Below are 25999 nucleotides of genomic sequence, written 5' to 3' on the forward strand. Positions count from 1 at the left end.
CCCATGACGTGACGCAGGTCACCCATTCGGACGCAAAGGAAGTTTTGTTCGTTGAGTTCACCAGCCCCGCGGACACCACGGTCACGGACCCGGTTCTTGCCCAATGGCAGCCTGGCCGCACGCTTTCTGGTGTTCCAGCTTCTGGTGGTCGCGGTGGTGCTGGTCGCGGTGGCCGCGGTGTCGGTGGCGCAGTCCACGCGGGAGTTCCGTGATGTCCGCGGGCAGCGGATGATCGCGGTCGCCGAGAATGTGGCGTCGACACCCGTCGTCCGGGATCGTTACGCCGACCCGTTCGCTGCTTCGGTGCTGGCGCCCGAGGTCGAACGTGCGGTGGCCCTGTCCGGCGCCGAGCGGGCCGAGATCACCGATCCCGCCGGGACTGTGCGGGTGTCGTCGGATCCGGACCGCATCGGCCGACGACTCGACCTGAGCAGTAGCCGGGCCGACGAGGGCCGAGCCTGGTCCGGCGACAGCGATTCCGACGGCTCGCACCGCCTGGTCGGACAGGTCCCCATTCTGGCCGCCGACGGCGCGGTGCTGGCGATCGTGTCGGTCAGCGAGCGCTATCCGTCGCTGTGGGAGTTGTTGGGCGGGGCCGGTGAACGCCTGCTGATCTACCTCGGGCTGGGTGCGGCGCTCGGGATGCTGGCCTCGTGGTTGTTGTCGCGGCGAATCAACCGTCACACCCGTGGCCTGGACATCGCGGAGATCGCCACCTTGGCCGATCACCGAGAAGCCCTGCTGCACAGCATCCGTGAGGGTGTGGTGGCAGTGAGCAACGACGGGGTCATCACCCTGATCAACGACAGCGCGTCCGAACTGCTGGGAATCGGAGCCGACGCGGTGGGCCGCCGCGTCGATGCGGTAGGCCTGGAACCGGCGGTCGTGGCATTCCTGTTGTCCGGCGAGGGAACTCACGCCGAGGAATCCGACGTGGTGATCACCACGCAGACCCGGGTGCTGGCATTCAACCGACGCGCCGCCCGCAGTCAGGGCAGGAGGATCGGTACGGTGACCACCATGCGTGACAGCACCGAGCTCGCCGCACTGCAGGCTCAGCTGTCCTCACACCGCAGCGTGACCGACACGCTGCGGGCCCAGACCCACGAGTTCTCGAATCAGCTGCACACCATCTCCGGTTTGACCCAGTTGGGCGAGTTCGACGCGGTCCGCGCTCTGGTCGGTACCCTGACCCGGCGCAGAGCCGAGATCAACGAGGCTGTCACCCAACATGTTTCAGATCCGGCGGTGGCCGCGCTCCTGATCGCCAAGACGTCACTGGCCGCCGAGAGCGGGGTCACCCTCGGCCTGACCGACGACAGCCACCTCGACGCACTCGACCCGGCTCTGGCCACCGACGTGATCACATTGCTCGGCAATCTGATCGACAACGCCGTCGACGTGTCGGTGGGCTCGGCGGCCGCACGGGTGGACGTGCGCATCGACGATGCGGCCGGCCTGGTACTGGCGGTCTCGGACTCCGGACCCGGCGTGCCCGAACACCGTCGGGAGTCCATCTTCTCCCGCGGTGTCACCTCCAAGGCCGAGGTGCCCGGCGGGAGAGGCATCGGCCTGGCCCTGGTCCGGTTGGTCACGGCCCAGCACGGGGGTGCCGTCGAGGTTACCGACGCGCCGGGTGGCGGCGCCCTGTTCGTGGTGAGACTGCATGCGTGACGTACTGGTGGTCGACGACGATTTCATGGTGGCCGAGATCCACCGCCGCTTCGTCGAACGCGTCGACGGATTCCGCCCGGTCGGCGTGGTCCGCACCGGGGCCGACGCGCTGGCGGCGGCAGCCGAGCTGCGTCCCGACCTGATCCTGCTCGACGTCTACCTGCCCGACATGACCGGGCTTGAGGTGCTCCGGCGGTTGCGCGCCGAGGGCAACCAGGTGGGCGTCATCATGGTCACCGCGGCCCGCGAACTCGACACGGTCCGAGGCGCGTTGGACGGCGGCGCCGCCGATTACCTGGTCAAGCCGTTCGACTTCGATCAGTTGCAGACGAAGTTGGCGGCGTTCGCCACCCGCGCCGAGGCACTCGCGGGGGCCGGAGGCGCCGATCAGTCGACCATCGACGCGCTGTTCGGCGGCTCGGCGGTGGTCCTGCCCAAAGGACTCGGCGCCGAAACCGGTCGCCTCGTCATGGCCGCGGTACGCACCGCCGGTGAGGTCTCAGCCATGGAATGCGCTGAACTGGTGGGAATTTCGCGCGTCAGCGCCCGGCGCTATCTGGAGCACTATCTCAGCACCGGGGCTTTGGAACTGCGGTTGCAATACGGAACGGGTAGGCCCGAACGGCGTTATCGGGCCAAGTGAGGTAGCCCGCTACTCACGACTCGCGGCGTCGCAAAGACCAGCATCACTATCAGCAGGTTTCTTGGCCCGATCACGCGGAGGCCGTCATGACGCTGGTAACCGATGCCGACCTCCCCCCGCTCGACTACGAGCACGAGACCGATCCCGAGGCGGCGCACCGGCTGATCGCGCAGGCCCGCGCCCACTCCCCGATCGCGATGGGACCCCACGGTCCGGAGCTGTTGAGCTACGACCTGGTCCGCACGACCCTGCGCGATGCGCGCTTCGGGATCCCGAAAGGCGTGTTCCTGGCCGCGCAGGGCATCACGTCCGGCCCGCTGTGGGACCGCGCGAACAGCAGCCTGCTGGGTGTCGATACCGAATCGCACACCCGGTTGCGTCGACTCGTCGCCAAGGCGTTCGCACCCCGCAGCGCCGACCGGCTTCGCGAAACCTGCGTCGACATCGTCACCGAACTCACGGACCCCTACCTGCCCGAGGGGCACTGCGACATGGTTGCCGACATCGCCGTGCAGTATCCGATCCCGGTGATCTGCGCGCTGCTCGGCGCCCCGCGCCAGGACTGGCACCTGTTCTCCCAGTGGGCCGATGACATCTTCAAGATGTTCAGCTGGAACCTCGGCGAGCACGCCGACACGGTCGAGGCGGCCTGGCTGCAGCTCGACGATTACGTCGATGCCATGGTGGAGCGTCGGAACTCCAGCCTGACCGATGATCTGCTCTCGGATCTGGTCCGGGCGGAGGTCGACGGTGACCGCCTCACACATTCCGAGCTGCTGATGCTGGCCGGCGGCGTCATACTGGCGGGCACCGATACCACCCGCAATCAACTCGCGGCGGCCGTCCAGGTGCTGTGCGACTACCCCGACCAGTGGCTGATGCTGGCCGAGACCCCTGATATGGCACCACTTTTCGTCGATGAACTGCTGCGCCACACGCCGATCGCACTGAGCAGTGTGCGGATCGCCTTGCAGGATGCCGAACTGGGCGGCCTCACTTTCCCCGCCGGAACCCAGGTGGTGGTGAACTTCGCTGCGGCGAACCGGGATCCCCAGGTGTACGGCGAGCCCGAGCGATTCGACGTCAACCGCATCGGACCCCCGGCGATGATGACGTTCGGGGGCGGTTTGCACTACTGCCTGGGTGTCCATCTGGCCAGGGTCGAGCTCACCGAGGCACTGCGTGTACTCACCCGGAAGCTGCGCAACCCCCGGTGCGAGGGACGGGCGCCCTGGAAACCGATGACAGGAATCACCGGTCCCGCGTCACTGCCGCTGAACTTCGAGGCAGCCTGAAGGTCTAATAATTAGACCTGAACGTCGCCGGGCATCGCATAATGGCGGCGTGACACCGAAGGTTCTGTTCCTGCGAAACGACCACACGGCCACCGAGGCCATGCTGGCCGATGTCTTCGCCGAATGCGGGTTCGACATCGACACGTTCCAGGTGGTTGCGCCCGAGCGGGAGGACACCCCCGCAGGCGAGGTGATCTTCCCCGATCCGACCGACTACGACGTGATCGTTCCGCTGGGCGCCCGCTGGGCGGTCTACGACGAGACCCTGCTCGACAGCTGGGTCGGAGCCGAGATGGCCATGGTGCGCGCGGCTGTCGAGGCCGGGGTCGGGGTGCTCGGGGTGTGCTTCGGCGGACAGCTCGTCGCCCAGGCCCTCGGCGGATCGGTCAGCAGGTCGCCGGCACCCGAGGTCGGCTGGTACGACGTGACCACCGACGACGAGCAGTTGGTTCCCGGCGGCCGATGGTTCCAGTGGCATTTCGACCGCTGGACACTGCCGCCGGACGCCACCGAGATCGCCCGCACGCCCGCCGCCTCACAGGCCTTCGTGCTGGGCACAGCGCTGGCCTTGCAGTTCCACCCTGAGCTCGATTCCGGGCTGTTGGAAGTCTGGCTGGCCCACGACCGCGACGGATCGGTGGCCGAGATCGGCCGTAGTCCTGACGAATTGCGCTTGCAAACAACGGAATTCATCGACGACGCGGCATCCCGGCTACGCATCCTGGTCCGGGGCTTCCTCAGCCGGGTGGTCCGGGACCGACCATCGACGTAGGCTGACATGAGCCGGCGGAATTCTCCATCAGCGTCGGCACAGTGCCGATGAACACCTGGAGTCTTCGAGCGAGCAGGGACCGCACCTACCAGGACCGCCACGAGGCGGGCCGGGTCCTGGCCGAGCAGCTGGTGTCCTACCGCGACCGACCCGAGGTACTCGTTCTCGGCCTGGCCCGGGGCGGAGTGCCGATCGCCTGGGAAGTCGCCTCGTACCTGCATGCGCCGCTGGATGTGTTCGTGGTACGCAAGCTGGGCGTGCCGCAGTGGCAGGAACTCGCCATGGGTGCGGTGGCCTCGAGCGGAGGGCTGGTCCTCAACGATGAGCTGGTGAACCGCCTCGGCATCGACGACGACACCATCGCCGAGACGATCCGGCACGAGACCGCCGAGATCGAGCGTCGGGAGCAGGCCTACCGCGGGGGTGCACCACCTCCCGACCTCACCGGCCGGACGGTGATCCTGGTGGACGACGGTATCGCCACCGGCGCCACGATGCTGGCCGCGGTCCGTGCGATACGCGCGGCGCGACGGGTCGTGGTGGCAGTCCCGGTCGGACCACCGACGGTGAGCGGTCAGCTCATGGCGGAGGCCGACGTGGTGGTGTGCACCAGCACCCCACCCCGGTTCGAAGCGGTAGGCCAGGCGTTCGCCGACTTCCACCAGGTCAGTGACGACGAGGTACGCCGCCTACTGGCAGCACCCACCACACAGCCCGGCGCGCGTTAGCTCTTGTTGTACTTCTCGGCCGAATCGTCGACCTCGACGTCCGCATCAGCGGCCTCGGACTCCACGGCGACATCCGACTCCGGCTCGGCGACCAGCTCGTCGGGATAGTCCACGGGCGCGTCGACCGCGTCGAAGGTCTCGGTCGTCTCGGTGGCGTTGGCCTCGTCGGCCGCCGCCGTGTCAGCGTCTTCGGCGGCACCGGTCTTCGCTCCGCGCGAGCGTTCCCGCAGTGCGTCGACGATCAGCAGCAGCACGCCGATCACGCTGGCGCCGATACAGACCCAGGCGATCAATTCATTGCTGGTGACCACCGCGGTCACCAGCGCGGCCAGGCCGATGACGGCAAGCACGAGCGCAATGATCAACATCGTTCAACCCTAAGTGTGGTGGCCCGTGATCGGGCCGGTTCACGACAGTGTGAGGAAGTCGGGCTTACCGGTCAGTTGTTGCCGCGGTTGAACTGGCTGAAACCACCCGCCGAGTCGTTGTTGGCGCTGGAGTCCACCGGAGCGGCCGAACCGCGCTGGCCCAGCTCTTCCAGCTGAGACTCCAGGTAGGTCTTCAGACGGGTCCGGTACTCACGCTCGAACGTGCGCAGCTGCTCCAGGCGGCCCTCCAGGACCGTGCGCTGCTGATTGATCGTGCCCATGATCTCGGAGTGCTTGCGCTCGGCGTCGGCCTGCAGCGCGTCGGCCTTCTCCTGAGCCTGGCGCAGCTGGGTCTCCGAGCGGGTCTGTGCATCGGCCAGCATCGCGTCGGCACGGGTCCGGGCCTCCGAGACGGTGGTCTCGGCAGTCTTACGCGCATCGCTGACCATGGCGTCGGCCTGGGCGCGCGCGTCCGAGAGCAGCTTCTCCGACTCGGCCTTGGCCGTGGAGGTCAGGCGGTCGGCGGTGTCCTGCGCCAGGCTGAGCACCCGGGCGGCACGCACGGCGGTGTCCTCGCTCTGCGGAGCGGGAGGGGCGACCGGCGCCACCGGGGCCTCGTAGACCGGCTGGGGCGGCGGAGTGGGCTCGGGCTCCGGCTCGTAGAGCGGGATGGACTGGGTGGACTGAGCGCCGCCCGCTCCCGACCGCGCCGATGCCAGCTCAGAATCGAGCTCGGACACGCGCTGCCGAAGATCGGCGTTCTCCTCGATGAGCCGAGTCAGCTCGTTCTCAACCAGATCGAGAAAGGCATCGACCTCGTCCTCGTTGTAGCCACGTTTGCCGATGGGCGGCTTGCTGAACGCGACGTTATGGACGTCCGCTGGTGTGAGCGGCATTGTCTGCCCCCTTGAAGTCTTGGACCGTCAACCGATCTCAAAGTGTAAAGCCTTGCTTGATCGCAACTGGAGTCCATCCTGTCACACCAGACCCGGCGGTTGCAGTGGAGGCCTATTTTTAAGAACGAATTTCAATCTTCTTACGCATTTGTGGACCATTCGGCAAACGCCGAGAGCGGGTCTCTCCCACCCACTCGCGCGGACGTTCTACATCGACGCATTGAACGCCAATTGCATCCCGATGAACGCCGCGAGAAGCAGCACCATGATCGACAGGTCGAAGCGCACGGCGCCTATCGTGAGCTGGGGAATGAGCCGCCGCAGAAGTTTCACCGGCGGATCGGTCACGGTCATGATGAGCTCCAGGATCACGACGGTCAGCCCCTTGGGATGCCAGTCGCGACTGAAGGACCGGATGAACTCGACGACGACGCGCGCGATGAGCAGCAGCCAGAACACGAACAGCGCGAAACCGAGAATTTCGAAGAACAGCGACAACTGAGCCGACCTCACTACAGCAGGATGTGTGACATTGGATACAGGTCGCCGTAGGCCGGACACATCTCACACAGATGACGTGGTCAGCCGATAGTGCGACGCCGCCAGCCTACCCGGGCCCTTCTGAGACCTCAGACATGCGCGGCGGCGCCACAACTCCGCGACTCACGTCGCGGCTCTACTGATAGGCGTAGAAGCCGGCCTCGGCGATCCTGCGCCGCTGCTCGGCGCTGACGTCGACGTCGGCCGGCGACAGCAGGAACACCTTCGTCGCCACCTTGTCGAACGATCCGCGCAGCGCGAACGCCAGCCCGGCGGCGAAGTCGACCAGGCGCTTTGCGTCGGCGTTGTCCATCGACACCAGGTCCATGATCACCGGGGTGCCGTCCCGGAACCGCTCGCCGATGGTGCGTGCCTCGCTGTAGTCCTTGGGCCGCAGGGTGGTGATCTTCGCCAGCGGGCTGCCTGCTTCGAACAGCTCCGCCATCCGGCGGGGATCCATCGCCAGCGCACCCCGGGTGGATCCGGACAGTGCACCCAGACGCGGTGCGGCACGGTCGAATTCGCGGGGGGCGCGCATCCGGGCATCGAACCGCGGCTCGTCGGCGAAACCGCCGGGGTACCCGCCCCGGTAGGCCGGGCCCTCGTCGTACTCGGGAGCCTCGTAGCCGTAGCTGTCCTCTTCGAACCGCTCGTCACGGGGACGCCGGGCGTAGCTACGGGCCGCACCGCGATCGTCGTCCTCGTAGTACTCGTCGTCATAGTCCTCCATCGGCGCCATGCCGAAGTAGGCCTTGACCTTGTGCAGTGTGCTCATCTCGGCGACCCTTCTGCTGACGATGGGGGTGGTGGTGTCTGTGATGAAGATGTGACTGGTGTGACTACTTCCGGTGACGTTAGCGGGCGTTGCCCCATCAGCGCGGTTCCGACACGCACACACGTCGATCCGTGTTTGACGGCGCTTTCGAGATCCCCGGACATTCCCGCCGACAGCTCGAGCCGGTGCTGGTAGTCGCGCTGCACCCGGTCCCGCTCGGCGGCCAGCCGCGCAAAAGCGTCGTCGGGATCCCACGCGAGTGGCGGAATTCCCATCAGACCAACGAACTCCAACGCCTCGGCGGAGTTCGCTGACCCACAGATTTCGTCGACGATATCGGCGGCATCGACATCGACACCGCCGCGTTCGGTGTCCCCGTCGAGACTGATCTGGATGTACACGCGCAGCGGATCGGTCCGCGCACCCGCGGCCAGCGCCTCGCCCACAGCCCGGTCCAGTGCGGTCAGCAGACGGATGCTGTCGACCGAGTGCGCGGTGTGCGCCCAGCCCGCGACGGCCCGCGCCTTCTTCCGCTGGATGCGTCCCACCATGTGCCAGCGAATCGGAACATCCGTTAATTCCGCGCGAACAGAATCGACTTTATCGGTGGCCTCTTGTTCGCGGGATTCACCAAATGCGAGGCACCCTAATTGATTGAGAATAATGACATCGGAGGCCGGAAAGTATTTCGTGATCGGAAGCAATTCAATTTCATTTACATTTCGCCCGACCGATTCTGCGGCCCGCGCCAGACGCGCCCGCGCGGCACCGAGTGCGGCGGTCAACTGGGCCGTCCGATCGGCGTCACGCCCGCGCTGCACGGTGCTCATCTCACTCTCACTCCAGGCTCATTCGGGGCCGGTTCCAGGCTTCATCCGGGCTGCTGCTCCATCCACACCACACTCGCCAGCCGTCCGGTCGGCGCGTCCCGGCGGTGACTGAACAGTGCCCGGTCGGCGACCGTGCACCGCGGGTCCACGTCGATCGCGGTGACGCCCAAACCCGTTAACTGCCGGGCGATTCCGGCCCGCAGGTCCAAACCGGGCGTGCCGCGCGAGGTTGTCGTCCGAGCACCGGGCAAGACCTCTTCGACCTCGGCCGCCATCGCTTCGGGCACCTCGTAATTGGCGCCGCTGACCGCAGGACCGAGCAGCACCGAGATGTCCCCGACCCGGGCTCCGGCGGCCAGCATCGTCTCCACGGTCCGGACCACGATGCCGTTCTGCGCGCCGACCCGTCCGGCATGGACGGCGGCGATCACGCCGGCGCGGGCATCGCCCATTAATACCGGGACACAATCGGCGGTCACCACAGCCAATGCCAAACGCGGGGTCGTCGTCACCAATGCGTCGGCATTATCGACCGCGGTGTCGCGCGGCCCGTCCACCGTGACGACATGATCACTGTGCACCTGATTCATCCAGACCAGCGCGTCGGCCCCGACGGCGGCCGCCAGGCGACGCCGGTTCTGGGCCACCGCGGCCGGGTTGTCGCCGACATGGTCGCCGAGATTGAACGAATCGAAGGGCGGTGCCGAGACCCCGCCGGCGCGGGTGGTCGTCACCCGCCGAATACGAACACTCACGATCCCAGTATCCGGACCCGCCGCCGGGCCCCGCTCAGTGCCGCATGAACGGTGGGACGTCGACATCGTCGTCGGCTATCCCGCCGTCTCCGTCGCCACCGACACTCACGGTGGCGCCATTGGTGTGTGCCGGGACGCTGACCGCATCCGTCGGTTCGAACAGTGACGTGGTCACCTTGCCGGAACGCGCCGAGGCGATCGGCTGGGTCGGCGCCGAGCTCGGGCTGACCACAGGCTTGCGACTGGGCCCGGCCATATCGAAGCCGGCCGCGATGACCGTGACCCGCACCTCGTCACCGAGCGAGTCGTCGATCACCGTGCCGAAGATGATGTTGGCTTCGGGATGGGCGGCGTCCTGCACGAGCGAGGCGGCCTCGTTGATCTCGAACAGGCCCAGATCACTGCCGCCGGCCACCGACAGGAGCACGCCCTGCGCGCCTTCCATCGAGGCTTCCAGCAGCGGCGAGTTGATCGCGATCTCGGCGGCCTTGAGCGCCCGGCCGTCGCCGCGCGCCGAGCCGATGCCCATCAACGCCGTGCCCGCGCCGCTCATCACACCCTTGACGTCGGCGAAGTCGACGTTGATCAGACCGGGCGTGGTGATCAGGTCGGTGATGCCCTGGACGCCGTTGAGCAGCACCTCGTCCGCGCTGCGGAACGCGTCCATCAACGACACCGCGGCGTCGCCCATCTGCAGCAGCCTGTCGTTGGGGATGACGATCAGGGTGTCGCAGCTCTCGCGCAGCGTCTGAATGCCGTTCTCGGCCTGGTTGCTTCGGCGCTTGCCCTCGAACGAGAACGGCCGGGTGACGACGCCGACGGTGAGCGCACCGAGCTTGCGCGCGATCGACGCGACGACGGGTGCGCCACCGGTTCCGGTGCCGCCGCCCTCACCGGCGGTGACGAACACCATGTCGGCGCCGCGCAGCAGCTCCTCGATGTCGTCCTTGGCATCCTCGGCAGCCTTGCGGCCCACTTCGGGGTCCGCACCTGCGCCGAGCCCACGGGTGGAGTCGCGGCCGACGTCGAGCTTGACGTCGGCGTCGCTCATCAGCAGTGCCTGTGCGTCGGTATTGATGGCGATGAACTCGACGCCCTTGAGGCCCTGTTCGATCATCCGGTTGACGGCGTTGACACCGCCGCCGCCGATACCAACCACCTTGATTACCGCTAGGTAGTTATGCGGGGGGGTCATGGATCGTCTTCCTCCCAGGTTGGGTGTTCACAGTGCTTCTGACGCCGAATCCTTCTTGGGGCAAACTCTCAACCTCAACCATAGGCTTAGAGTTATGTCAAGTAGTTCCGCGCAAACAGAACGGTAGGGGGCCAACGCCGGTGATCGCGGCAGGCGCGCCGACGCGCCGCGCGGCAATTTTGGCTCGAACTACTTGACAGTCGGGAGATCTGGGCTGGAGACGTCGTAGGTATGGCCCGGCTGGGTCAGCAGGGCGGCCAGCTTCAGTGCCTTCTCGTCGGTCCGATCGTTGGTCCCCCACACCACAACCCGGCCGTCGGCCAGCGTCAGCGCGATCGAGGCCACCGACGGGGCGGCGATCCGGCCCACCTGTGCGACCACATCCGGTGGCAGGGCCAACATCACCTCGAGCGCAGCCTTGGTGGCCGGATCCGCCGGACCGGGATGGTCGGTGTCCAGATACGGCAATGTCGGCGGTGGCGGTTCCGTGGCGAAATCGACTCCGTCGCGGTCGAACAGATGGGGGCCGTCGGGATAGTCCTTGACCACCACCGGCACCCGCTCGACCACCGTGATCCGCAGGGTCGACGGATACTCACGCTGCACCCGGGCGGTGGCGACCCGACGGATCGTGGCCACCCGTTCGGCGACCGCATCCGTGTTGATCTGCAGCAACGGCGTACCGGGCGCCACCGCAGCGGCGGCCAGCACCTGCTCCTGCGGGATTGCCGCGGCACCGTTGACCACCACATTGCGCGCCGCCATTGCCGGCGTGAAGTAGAGAACCAGGCCCAACGCCACCGCGACCACGCTGACCAACGCCGACCACAGCAGCACCTTCAGACCACGAATAGTGCTACGGGCCACCGTGTTCGGGCTGTCCGAAGGCTGCCCGTTCACCTTGCGTTTGGCCTCGCGGCGGGCATGCTCGATCGCCACTGCCCGGTCGCGCGCGGCCCGGCGCTCCTCGCGCTCGCGGCGGGCGCGGCGGCGGGGGCCCTCATAGTCGGGTTCTGCCGCGGTCGGCACATCGGGCTCTGCTGCGGGTGGCACATCCGACCCCGCCGCGGGCTGGGCGGACTCACCCGTGGGCGGGTCGCCGGGCTCGCCGGGGCCGGATTCCTCGTGAACCGGGCCGGATTCCACCGGAGCGGTTTCCTCGGTCACCTCGTCGGGACCGCCGGGACCCGTCTCGGTCACGGCGATTCCGTCGATGATCGGCCCGGCGCGGTGCGATTCGCCTTGATCCCGAGCTCGGTCACGATCTCCTTGCCCAGCATGGTCACGTCACCGGCACCCATGGTGAGCACCACGTCACCCGCCTGGGCCGCGGCGGCGACTGCCGCGGCGACCGCCGAGAAGTCGGGAACATAGGTGACCGGCACGCTGACATGTTCGGCGACCGTGGCGCCGCTGATACCGGGCAGCGGCTGCTCCCGCGCGCCGTACACGTCGAGCACGAAGACCTCGTCGGCCGCGCTGAGGGCGGACCCGAACTCCGTAGCGAAAGTCGCTGTGCGCGAGTACAAGTGCGGTTGGAACGCGACGATGACCCGGCCACCGGTCTGATCCACGACCGTGCGGGCCGCCTCAAGAGTGGCCCGGACCTCGGTGGGATGGTGCGCATAGTCGTCGAAGACCCGGACGCCGTTCAGTGACCCGACCAGCTCGAAACGCCGTCGCACCCCCTCGAATCCGGCCAGTCCGTCGAGCACGGCCTCGGCCGGCGCACCCACCTCGATGGCAGCCAGCAGCGCAGCGAGTGCGTTGAGCGCCATGTGCCGGCCGGGCACCGCGAGCCGGATCGCGCGCGGATGCGGCTCACCGGCGAGCTGGATGTGGGCGACCGCCCCGGTCCCCTGCTGTTCCCAGCTCAGCAGGGTGCCGGCCAGATCGCCGGCGGGCGTGCTGCCGTACCGCAGCACCCGGATGCCCAGTGAGTCGGTGTGTTCGGCGAGCGCAGCCGCCCCCGGGTCATCGGTACACACCACGAGCGCGCCACCCGGCGCGATGCGGTCGACGAATGCGGAGAACACCGCGGTGTAGGCCTGCTCACTACCGAAGAAATCCAGGTGGTCGGCTTCGATGTTGGTGACCACCGCGACGTTCGGGGTGTACTCCAGCAGTGAGCCGTCACTCTCGTCGGCCTCGGCGACAAAGCACTTCCCGCTGCCGTGATGGGCGTTGGTGCCCGCCTCGCCCAGTTCCCCGCCCACCGCGAACGACGGGTCGAAACCGCTGTGCTGCAAGGCCACGATGAGCATCGAGGTGGTGGTGGTCTTGCCGTGGGTGCCCGTCACCATGAGCGTGGTGTAGCCGGCCATCAGCTTGGCCAGCACCACCGGCCGCAGGATGACCGGGATTCCGCGGCGCCGGGCCTCGACCAGTTCCGGATTGGTCTTGGGGATCGCGGCGTGGGTGGTCACCACCGCGGTCGGCCCACCGGGCAACAGATCCAGCGACGACGCGTCGTGACCGATTCTGACCTCGGCGCCGCGGGCCCGCAGGGCCACGATACCGCGCGACTCCTTGGCGTCCGATCCGGACACCAGGCCACCGCGGTCCAGCAGAATCCGGGCCACGCCCGACATCCCGGCGCCCCCGATCCCGACCATGTGCACTCGCTGCAGTTCAGCCGGAAGTGAATTAGCGTTCACTGCAGCCTCTTTCGTCGGTCGCGAGCGACATCCAGGGCGACCTGCGCCACCCGCCGAGCGGCGTCGGGGTGGCCCGACAACGAGGCGGCGGCCGTCATCGAGGCCAACCGGGCGTCGTCGGTCATCAGGCCGGCGACCGTATCCGCCACGAATCCCCCGTCGAGTTGGGCATCGTCGACGACGATGCCGCCACCGGCCGAAACCACCGGCAGTGCGTTGAGCCGCTGCTCGCCGTTGCCGATCGGCAACGGGACGTACACCGCGGGCAGGCCCACTGCGGTCACCTCGGCAACCGTCATCGCCCCCGACCGGCAGATCGCCAGATCGGCTGCGGCATAGGCCAGGTCCATCCGGTCCAGATACGGCACCGCGACGTACGGCGGCGCCCCCGCCGCGGCCGGCGGCAGGTCGAGGCTGTTCTTCGGCCCGTGCGCATGCAGCACCGAAACACCGGCAGCACCAAGAGCTTCGGCCGCCGCGGACACCGCGCGGTTGAGCGACTGCGCGCCCTGCGAACCACCGAACACCAACAGCACCTTGGCATCCGGCGCGAAACCGAAGAACGCCCTGGCCTCGGCGCGCAGCGCCGCGCGGTCCAGTGACGTGATCGACGCGCGCACCGGTACGCCCACCACCTCGACCTTGCGCAGCCCCGGTTCGGGCACCGCCGAGAGCACCCGGCGGGCCGAGACCGCGCCGACCCGGTTGGCCAGGCCGGCACTGGCATTGGCCTCGTGGACCACCACCGGAACGGCGCGCCGACGCCCGTGCACACCGAAGCCACCGCGGGCCGCGAGGTAGGCCGGCAGCGCGACATAGCCGCCGAACCCGATCACCACGTCGGCCTCCACGCCGGCCAGCACCGAACGGGTCTGACGGATCGCGGTCCGCACGCGCAGCGGCAACCGCACCAGGTCTCCCGACGGCTTGCGCGGCAGCGGCACCGGCGTGATCAGCTCGAGGTCATAACCGCGCTGCGGCACCAGGCGGGTTTCCAGACCGCGGGCGGTTCCGAGGGCCGTGATCCGGACCTGCGGATCGAGTTCCCGCAGCGCATCCGCCACCGCCATCGCCGGTTCGACGTGACCTGCCGTGCCACCACCGGCCAGAACGACCGATATCCCCCGGTCGCTTCGCTCCTGCCCCCGAGGATCAGATATCCCGCGCTCGCTTCGCTCCTGCCCCCGAGGACCAGATATCCGCCGGCCCGTCTTACCCTCACTCACCCGTAACGCTGACCTTCCAAAGTCCGGGCCCGATGACCCTGTTTCCGCTGGCCTGCAGGATATCGGACCGAGGACTTACCGCCCCCCGCCGGCTGCTGACCAGCAGCGCGCCCGGACCGGCGCACCGGCCGGTCCCCGCTCCGCGACGTGCGGCGCGGCGCCGCCTGTCTGGCGTTCGCCTGACTGGTCCTGGATTGCTTGCCCGTCTGCTTGCCGGAGGTCTTGGCACCCGCCTTGCCTGCGGGCTTGGCGCCGGCCTTGCCTGCCGGCTTGCCCGCACCGCGTGAGGGCGACTTCCGACGATCGTGCAGCCGGTTGCGGGCGACCTCCAGGCGGGTGGGGATATAGGGCTCGGGCAACGGCAGCCGCAACAGCCGGGTCACCCGGTCATCGCGGCCGGCCCGCAGCGCCGCGACGGCCTCCGGCTCGTGCCGGGCCGCATTGGTGACCAGGCCCATCATCAGAAGTGTTGTGGCTTGCGATGATCCACCGGCCGATATCAGCGGCAGCTGCAGCCCGGTGACCGGCAGCAGGCCCACCACGTAGCCGACGTTGATGAACATCTGACCGACCACCCACAGCGTGGTGGTGGCCGTCAGCAGGCGCAGGAACGGATCGGCCGAACGGCGGGCGATGCGCATCCCGGTGTAGGCGAACAGACCGAACAGGGCCAGCAGGCCCAGCGCGCCGACGAAGCCCAACTCCTCGCCGATGATGGCGAATATGAAGTCGTTGTGGGCATTGGGCAGGTAGTTCCACTTCGCCGTGCCCTGGCCCAGGCCGTCACCGAAGATACCTCCGTTGGCCAGGGCGAACCGGGCCTGGCGGGACTGATAGCCGATGCCCTGGCCGTCGGCGGCCGGGTCGAGCCAGGACTGCACCCGGTCGGACCGGTAGCCCGCGGAGACTGCCAGCACCGCGGCCGCCACGACCGCGGCAAGCAGCGAGGACAGGAACACCCGCAGCGGCAGACCGGCGTACCACAGCAGACCGAGCAGGATGATGCTCAGCGAGACGGTCTGCCCGAGGTCGGGCTGGGCGACGATCAATGCCAGCGCGATCACCGCGGCAGGCACCAGCGGGACCAGCATCTCGCGCAACGAGGCCCGCTCCATGCGCCGGGCCGCCAGCAGGTGCGCGCCCCAGATCGCGAAGGCGATCTTGGCCAGCTCCGAAGGCTGCATCGAGAACCCGGCGACCACGAACCAGCCGCGAGAGCCGTTGGCCACCTTGCCGATTCCGGGGATGAGCACCAGGATCAGCAACAGGATCGTGAAGGCGAAGCCGGGGAAGGCTATCCGGCGCAGGGTGCGGACCGGCATCCGCAGGGCGATGTAGAACGCGATCAGCCCGACGCCCGTCCACATGACCTGGCGCCCGAACACCGCCCAGGGCGACCCGTCGAAGTCATAGGAGTACACGCCCGACGCCGAGAGCACCATGATCAGACCGAGCGTCGTCAGCAGCGCGGTGACCGCGATGATCAGATGGAACGAGGTCATCGGACGGCCCAGCCAGGCGCCGAACCGGGTTCGCGGAGCCGCCGACGATCCAGCCGCGGCGTTCGAGCTGGGTGCAGCCTCGGAAGTTCCGGCGGCTGAATCGGCGGTTTCGCCGGCTGCGGCACCGTCACGGCGGCGCAGCCGGGCCAGGATGCCGGCCACCGCCCTACCCGATCGCGGCGCGGACGGCGCCGGCGAATGCATCGCCACGCTGGCCGTAGCCGCTGAACTGATCGAAGGACGCGCCTGCCGGGGCCAGCAACACGGTGTCCCCCGCGCCGGCCAACCCGCGGGCGGCATCCACGACCGCCGCCATGACCGCATCGGAGACCGGACGGTCCCCGACATCGATCACACGAGTCACATGATCACCAATAGACTCATTTGTCTCAAGCACCCCAGAATCCTCCCCCGCCACAACCTCGACGACGGGGACATCCGGGGCGTGTCGCGATAACGCATCGGCAACCATTCGCCGATCCCGCCCGATCAGCACCACAGCAACCAGGCGATTCGCCACGTGACGCACCAAATCGTCGACCGAAGCGCCTTTCAGCAAGCCCCCGGCGATCCACACGACCCGATCGAACGCGGTGATCGAGGCCTGCGCGGCATGCGGGTTGGTGGCCTTGGAATCGTCGACATAGCGCACCCCGTCGGCCTCGCCCACCAGCTCGGCACGATGCCTGCCGACCTGGAACGACGCCAAGGCGGTGGCAATCGAAGCCGGCGCCACCTCGACCGCACGCGCCAGGGCCGCGGCCGCCAGCGCATCGAGCACACCGACCGGCCCCGCCACCCTGATCGTCGCGGCATCAGCCAACTCGACGTCGTCGCCGAACGCACGGTCGACGAGCTTGCCGTCCCGGACCCCGAGCTCACCGGCGGCCGGTTCGCCCAGCCGGAACCCGACCCGCACGGGCGCACCGGCGGCCGGCAGCAGACCGGCGGCCACCGGATCGTCGAGACCCACCACGGCCACCCGCCCGGACAGTGCCCTGGCCTTGTCGGCGGCATAGCCGGCCATCGAACCGTGCCAGTCGAGGTGATCCTCGGCCACGTTGAGCACCACACCGGCGTCCGGGCGCAGCGAGGGCGCCCAGTGCAGCTGAAAACTGGAGAGCTCGACCGCCAGCAACTCCGCCGGCTGGTCCAGTACCGCCAGGACCGGGTCACCGATGTTGCCGCACAACAGGCTTCGGCGTCCATCGGCCAGCAGCATCTCGTGCAGCATCGAGGTGGTGGTGGTCTTGCCGTTGGTACCGGTGACCACCAACCAGCGCCGCGGCGGACCGTAATGCCCCGCAGCGTCCAGCCGCCAGGCCAGCTCCACGTCGCCCCAGATCGGTACCCCGGCCCCGGCGGCAGCAGCCAGCACGGGCGCCGTGGGTGGGAATCCCGGGCTGGTCACCACCAGCGCGTAGTCGGCGATGGACGCGATGGCGCCGGCCGGATCGATCACGGCGGTGCCCTGCTCCGCGAGAACACGAAGCGCCTCGGCGTTGTCGTCGCACAGCGTCGCAGCCACGTTCAGCGGCGCCAACGCCGTCAGCACGGCACGTCCGGTCACCCCCGCACCGGTCACCAGCACCGGGGCACCCGGGGTCAGCAGCGACAGATCGTCGTCACCGCCGCGCCCGCCGGATGGATCCGCCTCCATCAGGCCCCGACTGCGGTGAGCCACTCGCTGTAGAACAGGGCCACACCCAGACCACAGGCGATCGCCGTCAGCAGCCAGAACCGGATGATGACCGTGGTCTCAGCCCAGCCCACCAACTCGAAATGGTGGTGGAACGGCGCCATCCGGAACACGCGGCGGCCCGTCGTACGGAACGCCAGGATCTGCACCACCACCGAGGTCACCTCGGCCACGAACAGCGCACCCAGAACGACCGCGAGGATCTCGGTGCGGCTGGTCACCGATAGCCCGGCGATGATGCCGCCAAGGGCCAGCGAGCCGGTGTCGCCCATGAAGATCTTTGCCGGTGCGGCGTTCCACCACAGGAAGCCGATACACGCGCCGGCGGTCGCAGCGGCGATGATCGCCAGGTCCAGCGGGTCGCGCACGTTGTAGCAGCCCAGGCCGGGCGCCGTGGCGCAGGCATTGCGGTACTGCCAGAACGTGATCAGGACGTAGGCCGCGGTCACCATCGCCATTGCGCCTGCCGCCAACCCGTCCAGGCCGTCGGTGAAGTTCACCGCGTTGGACCAGGCGCTGACGATCACGACGCAGAACAACACGAACACCCAGCCCGCCAGCGTCACCGTGGCGATCTCGCGGACATAGGAGAGTTCAGGGCTGCCCGGGGTCAGGCCGTCACCGTTGCGGAACTGCAGGGCCAGCACGCCGAACAGCACCGCGGCGGTCAGCTGGCCGACGGTCTTGGCGGTCTTGTTCAGGCCAAGGTTGCGCGAGCGCCGCAGCTTGATCAGGTCGTCGACGAAGCCGACGAGGCCGAGCATCGTGGCCAGCCCCAGCACCAGCAGCCCCGAGGCCGACGGACCGTTACCGCCCAGGGCCACCCCGACCAGATGGGTGCCCAGGTAGCCCGCCCAGATGCCGGCCACGATCGCCACGCCGCCCATGGATGGCGTCCCGCGCTTCTTGGCGTGGCTGGCCGGGCCGTCCTCACGGATCTCGTGTCCCAGCCCACGCTTGGTGAACAGCCGGATCAGTGCCGGGGTGAGCAGGATCGAAACCGTCAGGGCGATACCGACGGCGATCAGGATGAGCTTCATCGGTCGGCGTTCCGATCGTCTGCGTCCTCAGCGGCAACCAGCGCATCGGCCAGCGCACCCAGCCCCACCGAGTTGGATGCCTTCACCAGCACCACATCCCCGGGCTGCAGCTCAGCCTGCAGCAAGGCCAGCGCAGCATCGGCGTCGTCGACCATCGTGGACTCCGATCCCCACGAACCCTCCATCACCGCGCCGTGGTGCATGGCGTTCATAGTCCTCCCGGTTCCGACGACGATTAACCGAGACACATCTAAGCGCACCGCGAACCGTCCGATGGCGTCGTGCTCGGTTATCGCGTCGTCACCGAGTTCGGCCATCTCACCCAGCACCGCCCAGCTGCGGCGCTTTCCGCGCAGGTCAAAGGCGGGTTCACCCGCGTGGTCAACGGCCGGTTCACCCGAGCCCTCACGGGCCATCCAGGCCAGCGCCTTCAGCCCGGCGCGCATCGAGTCCGGATTGGCGTTGTAGGCGTCGTTGATCACCGTCACACCGTCGGCCCGGGTACCGACCTGCATCCGGTTGCGCGAGACGGGGCCGGCGCCTGCCAACGCCGTCGCCACCTGATCCAGGCCCGCGCCGCACTGCAGCGCGACCGCGGCCGCGCACAACGCGTTGCCCACCTGGTGATCGCCGTGCACCGCGAGCGCCACCTCGATCTCGCCGCCGCCCGCATGCAGCGTGAACCGGGGCCGGGCCAGACCATCGAGGGCGACCGGACCGGCCCACACGTCCACCTCGGAACCGGGCTCACGCGAGACCCGCACCACGCGGGCCGCGGTCTTGCCTGCCATGGCCGCCACCGCGGTGTCGTCGATGTTGAGGATCACCACGCCTGAGGCCGGAACAGCTTGCGGCAACTCGGCTTTCGTGTTGGCGATGGCCTCGCGCGAACCGAACTCGCCGAGGTGGGCGGTGCCGACGTTGAGCACCACCGCGATCTGCGGCGGGGCGATCGCGGCCAGGGCGGCGATGTTGCCCGGGTGTCGGGCCGACATCTCCAGGATCAGGTAATCGGTCTCGGGCGTGGCGCGCAACACCGTCCAGGGATGGCCCAGCTCGTTGTTGAACGAGCCCGGCGGCGCGATGACCTGCCCCAGCGGGTCCAACACCGCGGCCAGCAGATCCTTGGTCGAGGTCTTGCCCGAGGATCCCGTCACCCCGATGATCGTCAGCCCACCGGCGACGAGCTCGGCCGCCACCGCCGCCGCGAGTTTGGCCAGGGCGGCCAGCACCGCCGCGCCGGAGCCGTCGGTGTCGAATTCCAAAGCGCCAGAAGCGGCGTCGGCAGCCCCAGGCTCGGGCTTCACGACGATGGCGGGCACCCCGACCGGGCGCGCGGCCAGCACAGCCACGGCCCCGGCCGCCACCGCCCCCGCCGCGAAGTCATGGCCGTCGGAGCGGGCACCGGGCAACGCCAGGAACAACCCACCGGGAGCCACCGCGCGGGAGTCGAACTCGACGGTGCCGGTGACCGTGGTGGCGGCCGCCTCTTCGGCGGTGATGTCGGCCAACTCACCGCCGACGATCTCGGCGATCCTGGCAACGGTCATCTCGATCACGTGCCCGACTCCCCTGTCTTGAGTGCGTCCAACGCCGCCGCCAACTCGTCACGATCGTCGAACGGCCTGGTGTGGCCGCCTCCGGTCTGGCCGCTCTCGTGGCCCTTACCGGCGATCAGCACGGTGTCGCCGGGCCCGGCCCAGGCCACCGCACGCTCGATCGCCGCTCGCCGGTCGGCGACCTCCACGACCTCCGCGTGCGTCTGCGCCTCGGCGGCGCCGGCCATGATCGCCGCCCGGATCAACGCGGGGTCTTCGTCGCGTGGATTGTCATCGGTGACGACGACGAGGTCGGCCAGTTCGGCCGCCACTCGGCCCATCGGCGCACGCTTGCCGGTATCGCGGTTGCCGCCCGCCCCGAACACCACCCCGATGCGGCCCGGCCCCGACGCCCGCGCTGCCTGATCGCCCGTCGCTGCGCTCGCCCTCAACGTCTCCAGGACCGCGCGCAGCGCACCGGGCTTGTGCGCGTAATCGACCAGCGCCAGGAACTCCTGTCCACGGTCGATCGGCTGCAGCCGCCCCGGCACGGTCGCCGCACGCAGCCCCGGCGCAGCCTGCTCGGGTGTCACGCCGGCCCCGTGCAGAAGCGCGACCGCCAGAGCCGCATTGGCGACGTTGTAGGCACCGGTCAGCCCGATCCGCATCTGGTGGGCCACCCCGGCCGGATCGACCAGGGTGAACTCCTGGGACCCGACGCCGACGGCCGAGACGTCGCGCACCCGCCAGTCCGCAGGCGCACCCGCGGCGCTGACGGTCGTCACCTTCTCGGCCCGACGGGCCATCGCCACACCCGCATCGTCGTCGACGCAGACCACTGCCGCGCGGGCGTGGTTGGGCGACCCGGGGTCGAACAGGCCGGCCTTGGCCTCGAAGTAGTCCTGCATCGTCGGATGGAAATCCAGGTGGTCGCGCGACAGGTTGGTGAACCCGCCGAGCGCGAAGACGATTCCGTCGACGCGGCCCAGCGTCAGCGCATGGCTCGACACCTCCATCACCACGGTGTCGACCCCGCTTTCGACCATCAGGGCCAGCAGCGCCTGCAGATCCGGCGCCTCGGGCGTGGTGAGCGCGCTCGGCAGATCGCGGCCGGCGATGCGCACCCCCACCGTGCCGATCAGCCCGGCCACCCGCCCGGCGGCCCGCAGGCCGGCCTCGGCCAGATACGTCGTGGTGGTCTTGCCGGAGGTGCCGGTCACCCCGATGACGGTCAGCCGCTCCGACGGACGCCCGTACACCTCGGCGGCCACCTCGCCGAGCACCGAACGAGGGTCGGGATGAACCAGGATCGGGACCTCGAGCGCGTCCAGTTCGGCCGCCCCGGCGGCGTCGGTGAGCACTGCCACCGCGCCGGCGGCAACCGCGTCGGCCGCATAGCGCGCGCCGTGCACCGCCGAACCCGGCAGCGCCGCGAACAGGTCACCGGGCCGGGCGTCCTGGCCACGCAGGGTCACTCCGGTGACCCGAAGTTCGGGCAACGGATTTCCGGTGGCGGATACCGCCTGGACCTGTTCGGCGAGCGGCACGAGGTATTGGCCGGCGGGACGGCTGGGACGCAGCTTCATGGCCATGCCACAGTACCCATCTGCGGTCCGCCGACCGCACCACCCACGACTATCGCGGTCAGGTCGCCTGCAGGGTCAACCGCGGACCCGGATCGGCCGACAATGGGACGTTGTGACGCTGCAGCAGCCACGAGGCGATGTTGTGGAACAGCGGCGCCGCCGAGGATCCCGGTGAGCCGTCCGCAGCGCGGTGCGGGGCGTCCATCATGATGCCGACGACGTAGCGAGGATCGTCCGCGGGCGCCATGCCGGCGAAGGTGATCCAGTAGACATCGTCGTAGTAGCAACCGCACGCCGGGTTGATCTGCTGCGCCGTACCGGTCTTCCCCGCGATCTGGTAGCCCTCGACCGCGGCCTGCGGACCGGTCCCCTGCTGCGCACCCATCGGATCGCGCTGCACGATGGCACGGAACATGTTGCGGACCGTGCGGGCGGTCTCCGGCGTCACCACCCGAACCCCTTCGGGCCGTGGCTCATCGGTCCGGGAGCCATCCGGCGCAATCGTGGACTTGATGATCCGCGGCGGCATCCGCACCCCGTCGTTGGCGATCGTCTGATACATCCCCGCCATCTGCAGCAGTGTCATCGAAAGACCCTGTCCGATAGGCAGGTTGGAGAACGAACTGCCCGACCACTGATCGATGGGCGGGACCAGCCCCGAGCTCTCGCCCGGCAGGCCGACGCCGGTGCGCTGCCCCAGCCCGAACCGGCGCACCATGTCGTAGAACCGATCCGGACCCACGCGCTGGGCCAGCATCAGGGTGCCGACGTTCGACGACTTCCCGAACACACCGGTCATGGTGTACGGCATCACGCCGTGGTTCCACGCGTCGCGGACCGTGACCCCGCCCATGTCGATCGAGCCGGGCACCTGCAGCACCTCGTCTGGGTTGGCCAGGCCGTACTCGATCGCCGCCGAGGCGGTGATGATCTTGTTCACCGAACCGGGCTCGAACGGCGAGGACACCGGAAGGTTGCCCATCTGGCGGCTGTCCTGCCGCCCCAGGTCCTGGCTCGGGTCGAACGTGTTGTCGTTCGACATCGCCAGTACCTCACCGGATTTCGCGTCCAGCACGACAGCCGAGACATTCTTGGCACCCGAGGCGTCCTTGGCCTGCTGCACCTGCTGCTGGACGTAGTACTGGATGTCGTCATCGAGGGTCAGCTGCACCGTGGACCCGTTCACCGCGTCGTGGCGGTTACGGTAGCTGCCCGGGATCACCACGCCGTCCGAGCCGCGGTCGTAGGTGACCGAACCGTCGGAACCCGCCAGCACCGCGTCGAGCGAATCCTCGAGTCCCAGTAGGCCGTGGCCGTCCCAGTCGATGCCGCCGACGATGTTGGCCGCCAGCGACCCACCCGGGTACTGGCGAAGGTCCTGACGCTCGGCGCCGACCTCGGGGAACTTGTCCATGATCGCGCTCGCGATCGCGGGGTCGACCGCGCGGGCCAGGTAGACGAAGGTCTCGTTGCTCCGCAGCTTCTTGAGCACGGTTTTGAAATCGGGCCGGTTGTCGAGCCGGGCGGCGATCTCCTTGGCGATGTCGGACAGCCGACGATCCGGATCCGGCGCCTCACTGGATTTGGCCTTGGCCTCGGCGAGCTGCTTGCGGACCCGGACCGGCTGGAACGTCAGGGCCTTGGCCTCGATGGTGAACGCCAGCTTGTCGTCGTTGCGGTCGACGATGCTGCCCCGCATCGCGGGATTCACATCGGTGACCTTGAGCTGACTGGCCGCCTCGGCACGCAGACCCGCCGCCCTTGGAACCTGGAGCGTGAACAACTGCACCGCGGCGACCACCAGCACCGCCAGCATCACCAGGTTCCCGGCCCGGTGCCGGAACACGAAAGACGAGCTGCGCAAACCTGTTTCGGGAGCGGCAACCCTGGTGCGGCGAACCCCCGCCTCGTGCCCGGGTCCAGGCGAGGCCTTCTTGGCCCGCTGCGGCTTGGGCGTCTGGCCGCCGCGGCCCGGGCCGCGGCTCATGCGGCCGGTGCCTGGGCGTTCACGGCAGCAGCCGGGACGTGTGCCGCCGGCGCCACCGGTGGGCTGAACTGCTCCACCGGGGTGACCGGGCCCGGAGCTGCCAGCGCCTGCGCGACGGGCGCGGGAGCGGCCGGCACCGGCGCGGCCAGTGCAGGCACGGCCGGTCCGGGTGCGGTCGGCACACCGGGCACGTGCGTCGGATCGGGGACCTGTTGCGGGGCGATCTGCGCGGGGTCAACCGGCACGGGCGCGGCCAACGGGGCAGGTGCCGGAGCTGCGAGCACGTCGGGTGCGGGACCGGCAGCCGGTACCGGCCCGGGGGCCGGCGGTACCGCTCCGGGCGCCCCGTGGGGCGCATCGGCCTGAGGGACCGGAATGCCCGGTACGCCAAGAGCACCCGGACGCGGTGCCCGCACCGTCAGCTCGCGCGGATCGACGACCCGCGGGGCCGGGGGCGCGGGCGGAGCCGGCGGGGCCTCCTCGGGCAGCGGCGTGTTCAGCGGGGGCGGCGGCACGCCTTCGGCAGGCTTGGGGGTGCCGACGACGGTCCAGTTGCCAGCGGCATCCTGCACAAGGTGTGCGGTATCGCGCGATGGGATCATGCCTAGATTGCGGGCCGACTCGGCCAGCGCCGGAGCCGCCTGCGCCTCGAGCACGTCACGCTCCAGCGCCTCTTTCTGTTGCATCAGACCCTGATTGACCTGGCGGGCGTGGCCCAACTGGTAGGACCGCTCAGCCGAACCGGTCGACAGCCACAGCGTCACCGCCAGCCCCAGACCCAGCGCCGCGATCACCAGCACGACGAACGGGACCCGGGAGATCAGGACCCGTGGATTCAGCTCGATCGAGGCCAGCCGGACCAGCAGACGTTCCCGCAGGCGGACTCGCAGTGGCGGACGGACAACCTTGGGAGCCTTGGCTTTACGCGCCTTCGCCCGGGCCTTGGCCTGGCTGGTGCTCTTGGGCCGGGCCGGACGGGTACCCGGCCGCTGAATCGGGCCGGCACTCGACGCGGGACGCGCGGGCCGCTGTTCGGAACCCGGCCGGCGCTTGCGCGGCGGGGCCTGCTCGGTGCGCCGCCCGCCACCCCGGGCGGGTTGACGCACCGGACGCCTGCGGTCTGCCTCGCGCAGCTGCTCGGGTCGCTTGACCTTCATGAGTTGCCCCCTTCCCCAACCTTCTCCAGTGCCCGCAGGCGCACCGGAGCGCTACGCGGATTGCGATCGATCTCGACTTGGCGGGCCTTCTCGGCGCCGCGGGTCAGCGTGACGAATTCGGGTTCATGGCCGGGTAATTCGATGGGCAGGCCGGGAGGGGTCCGCGAGGCGGTGGCCGCGGCAAACGCCTGCTTGACGATCCGGTCCTCGAGCGACTGATAGGACATCACCACGATCCGTCCGCCGTCGGTCAGCGCGGCGAGCGCCGCAGGCAGGGCGGCGCGCAGCGAATCCAGTTCTCCGTTGACCGCCACCCGCAGCGCCTGGAAGGTGCGCTTACCAGGATGCCCTCCGGTACGACGAGCCGGTGCCGGGATCGCTTCGTAGAGCAGCTCGACCAGTTCACCGGTCGTCGAAAATGGTTGCTGAGCCCGGCGTTTGACGACCTTGTCGGCTATCCGGCCGGCGAAGCGCTCCTCACCGAAGTCGCGCAGAATACGTGCGATCGACTTGGCGTCGTAGGTGTTGAGGATGTCCGCGGCCGTCAGCGGAGCGTCGGGATCCATCCGCATGTCCAGCGGCGCATCCGCGGAGTAGGAAAAGCCGCGTTCGGTCTGATCGAGTTGCATGGAGGACACACCGAGGTCGAACAGCACGCCGTCGATCCGGGTGAAGCCGGAATCCGTGATCGCCCCGGCGATTCCGTCATAGCGGGTCCGCACCGGCCGCATCCGGTCACCGAACGGAGCCAGTCGGGCACCGGCGATGCCGAGCGCGTTAGGATCACGGTCCAGGCCGATCACCTGCAGGCCCGGAAAGTCGGTGAGAAAGCGCTCGGAGTGGCCGCCTGCGCCGAGCGTGGCGTCCACCAGCACAGCGCCCGTGCCGTCGTCGTGGTGACGGGTGAGCGCGGGGGCCAGCAGCTCGACGCAGCGGTCGAGCAGAACCGGGATGTGACCGTGGCCCTCGGAGTCGGACTGATCTGGGGAATCTGGCACCGCTGAAACACCTCCGCTCGGAATGGCCCCTGCACCGGGGTCTCTGTCCGAATTCACGGACCTGGCGTTGGGGAAGTACGCCAGGGCCAATTCGGGCAGAGGCCTCGTTGCACGGGCTAACTCCAGACCGGCCGCCGG

23 protein-coding genes are annotated in these 25999 nt (G+C 68.9%); 5 read left to right on the forward strand and 18 right to left on the reverse strand.

Annotated elements, in window-relative coordinates; all coding sequences use genetic code 11:
- Positions 1–96 precede the first annotated feature (96 nt).
- From AB0876_RS24075 to AB0876_RS24095, 5 genes are all read left to right on the forward strand, one after another.
- Positions 97–1674 carry a sensor histidine kinase gene (locus tag AB0876_RS24075; RefSeq protein WP_526043111.1) on the forward strand — a complete coding sequence of 526 codons (1578 nt, stop codon included), beginning with the start codon at positions 97–99 and terminating at the stop codon, positions 1672–1674.
- A complete protein-coding gene (locus AB0876_RS24080) occupies positions 1667–2317 on the forward strand; it encodes a response regulator (protein WP_526043112.1) in 651 nt (216 codons plus the stop codon). Before AB0876_RS24075 ends, AB0876_RS24080 begins: the two co-directional genes overlap by 8 nt.
- Positions 2318–2403: 86 nt before the next feature.
- A complete protein-coding gene (locus tag AB0876_RS24085) occupies positions 2404–3612 on the forward strand; it encodes a cytochrome P450 (RefSeq protein WP_526043113.1) in 1209 nt (402 codons plus the stop codon).
- 49 nt (positions 3613–3661) lie between these two features.
- On the forward strand, positions 3662–4384 hold the full coding sequence (locus AB0876_RS24090) for a type 1 glutamine amidotransferase (protein ID WP_526043114.1): 723 nt from the start codon (positions 3662–3664) through the stop codon (positions 4382–4384).
- Between the two features lie 47 nt (positions 4385–4431).
- Complete coding sequence (locus AB0876_RS24095) at positions 4432–5112, forward strand: phosphoribosyltransferase (protein ID WP_526043275.1); 681 nt, start codon at positions 4432–4434, stop codon at positions 5110–5112.
- Here AB0876_RS24095 and AB0876_RS24100 read toward each other — a convergent pair.
- From AB0876_RS24100 to rsmH, 18 genes are all read right to left on the reverse strand, one after another.
- Entirely contained in the window at positions 5109–5480 is a 372-nt protein-coding gene (locus AB0876_RS24100) for a hypothetical protein (protein WP_526043115.1), read from the reverse strand. The genes AB0876_RS24095 and AB0876_RS24100 overlap by 4 nt on opposite strands.
- 71 nt (positions 5481–5551) lie before the next feature.
- Positions 5552–6376, reverse strand: a complete 825-nt coding sequence (gene wag31, locus AB0876_RS24105; protein WP_064932637.1) for a DivIVA-like cell division protein Wag31 — start codon at positions 6374–6376, stop codon at positions 5552–5554.
- A gap of 207 nt (positions 6377–6583) precedes the next feature.
- Entirely contained in the window at positions 6584–6874 is a 291-nt protein-coding gene (locus AB0876_RS24110; RefSeq protein WP_055115011.1) for a YggT family protein, read from the reverse strand.
- Between the two features lie 178 nt (positions 6875–7052).
- Complete coding sequence (locus AB0876_RS24115; RefSeq protein WP_491840611.1) at positions 7053–7691, reverse strand: cell division protein SepF; 639 nt, start codon at positions 7689–7691, stop codon at positions 7053–7055.
- Positions 7688–8521 carry a YggS family pyridoxal phosphate-dependent enzyme gene (locus tag AB0876_RS24120; RefSeq protein ID WP_526043116.1) on the reverse strand — a complete coding sequence of 278 codons (834 nt, stop codon included), beginning with the start codon at positions 8519–8521 and terminating at the stop codon, positions 7688–7690. The genes AB0876_RS24115 and AB0876_RS24120 overlap by 4 nt, the downstream gene beginning before the upstream one ends.
- A gap of 41 nt (positions 8522–8562) precedes the next feature.
- Positions 8563–9276, reverse strand: coding sequence for a peptidoglycan editing factor PgeF (gene pgeF, locus AB0876_RS24125; RefSeq protein WP_491840609.1), 714 nt, complete (start codon positions 9274–9276; stop codon positions 8563–8565).
- Between the two features lie 34 nt (positions 9277–9310).
- Positions 9311–10471 carry a cell division protein FtsZ gene (gene ftsZ / locus AB0876_RS24130; protein WP_055115017.1) on the reverse strand — a complete coding sequence of 387 codons (1161 nt, stop codon included), beginning with the start codon at positions 10469–10471 and terminating at the stop codon, positions 9311–9313.
- Positions 10472–10660: 189 nt separating this feature from the next.
- A complete protein-coding gene (locus AB0876_RS24135) occupies positions 10661–11671 on the reverse strand; it encodes a cell division protein FtsQ/DivIB (protein WP_526043117.1) in 1011 nt (336 codons plus the stop codon).
- Entirely contained in the window at positions 11668–13086 is a 1419-nt protein-coding gene (gene murC / locus AB0876_RS24140; RefSeq protein ID WP_526043276.1) for a UDP-N-acetylmuramate--L-alanine ligase, read from the reverse strand. Before murC ends, AB0876_RS24135 begins: the two co-directional genes overlap by 4 nt.
- A 38-nt stretch (positions 13087–13124) precedes the next feature.
- Positions 13125–14327, reverse strand: coding sequence for an undecaprenyldiphospho-muramoylpentapeptide beta-N-acetylglucosaminyltransferase (murG, locus tag AB0876_RS24145; RefSeq protein ID WP_526043277.1), 1203 nt, complete (start codon positions 14325–14327; stop codon positions 13125–13127).
- A 23-nt stretch (positions 14328–14350) separates the two neighbouring features.
- The gene (gene ftsW, locus AB0876_RS24150; protein ID WP_526043118.1) at positions 14351–16018 is read right to left on the reverse strand and encodes a putative lipid II flippase FtsW; all 1668 of its coding nucleotides are present in this window, start codon (positions 16016–16018) and stop codon (positions 14351–14353) included.
- Positions 16019–16022: 4 nt separating this feature from the next.
- Entirely contained in the window at positions 16023–17516 is a 1494-nt protein-coding gene (gene murD, locus AB0876_RS24155) for a UDP-N-acetylmuramoyl-L-alanine--D-glutamate ligase (RefSeq protein WP_526043278.1), read from the reverse strand.
- Positions 17516–18595 (reverse strand): phospho-N-acetylmuramoyl-pentapeptide-transferase, encoded by a 1080-nt coding sequence (gene mraY, locus AB0876_RS24160; protein WP_491840605.1) that lies wholly within the window; start codon positions 18593–18595, stop codon positions 17516–17518. The genes murD and mraY overlap by 1 nt, the downstream gene beginning before the upstream one ends.
- Positions 18592–20154, reverse strand: a complete 1563-nt coding sequence (locus tag AB0876_RS24165; RefSeq protein ID WP_526043119.1) for a UDP-N-acetylmuramoyl-tripeptide--D-alanyl-D-alanine ligase — start codon at positions 20152–20154, stop codon at positions 18592–18594. The genes mraY and AB0876_RS24165 overlap by 4 nt, the downstream gene beginning before the upstream one ends.
- The gene (locus AB0876_RS24170) at positions 20151–21725 is read right to left on the reverse strand and encodes a UDP-N-acetylmuramoyl-L-alanyl-D-glutamate--2,6-diaminopimelate ligase (protein WP_526043120.1); all 1575 of its coding nucleotides are present in this window, start codon (positions 21723–21725) and stop codon (positions 20151–20153) included. Before AB0876_RS24170 ends, AB0876_RS24165 begins: the two co-directional genes overlap by 4 nt.
- A gap of 52 nt (positions 21726–21777) precedes the next feature.
- On the reverse strand, positions 21778–23706 hold the full coding sequence (locus AB0876_RS24175; RefSeq protein WP_491840602.1) for a peptidoglycan D,D-transpeptidase FtsI family protein: 1929 nt from the start codon (positions 23704–23706) through the stop codon (positions 21778–21780).
- Positions 23703–24863, reverse strand: coding sequence for a cell division protein FtsL (gene ftsL, locus AB0876_RS24180; protein WP_526043121.1), 1161 nt, complete (start codon positions 24861–24863; stop codon positions 23703–23705). Before ftsL ends, AB0876_RS24175 begins: the two co-directional genes overlap by 4 nt.
- Entirely contained in the window at positions 24860–25987 is a 1128-nt protein-coding gene (gene rsmH / locus AB0876_RS24185; RefSeq protein WP_526043279.1) for a 16S rRNA (cytosine(1402)-N(4))-methyltransferase RsmH, read from the reverse strand. The genes ftsL and rsmH overlap by 4 nt, the downstream gene beginning before the upstream one ends.
- Between the last annotated feature and the right edge of the window lie 12 nt (positions 25988–25999).

Source organism: Mycobacterium sp. NPDC049093, from assembly GCF_040704635.1.
In the GTDB taxonomy this organism is placed as follows: domain Bacteria; phylum Actinomycetota; class Actinomycetes; order Mycobacteriales; family Mycobacteriaceae; genus Mycobacterium.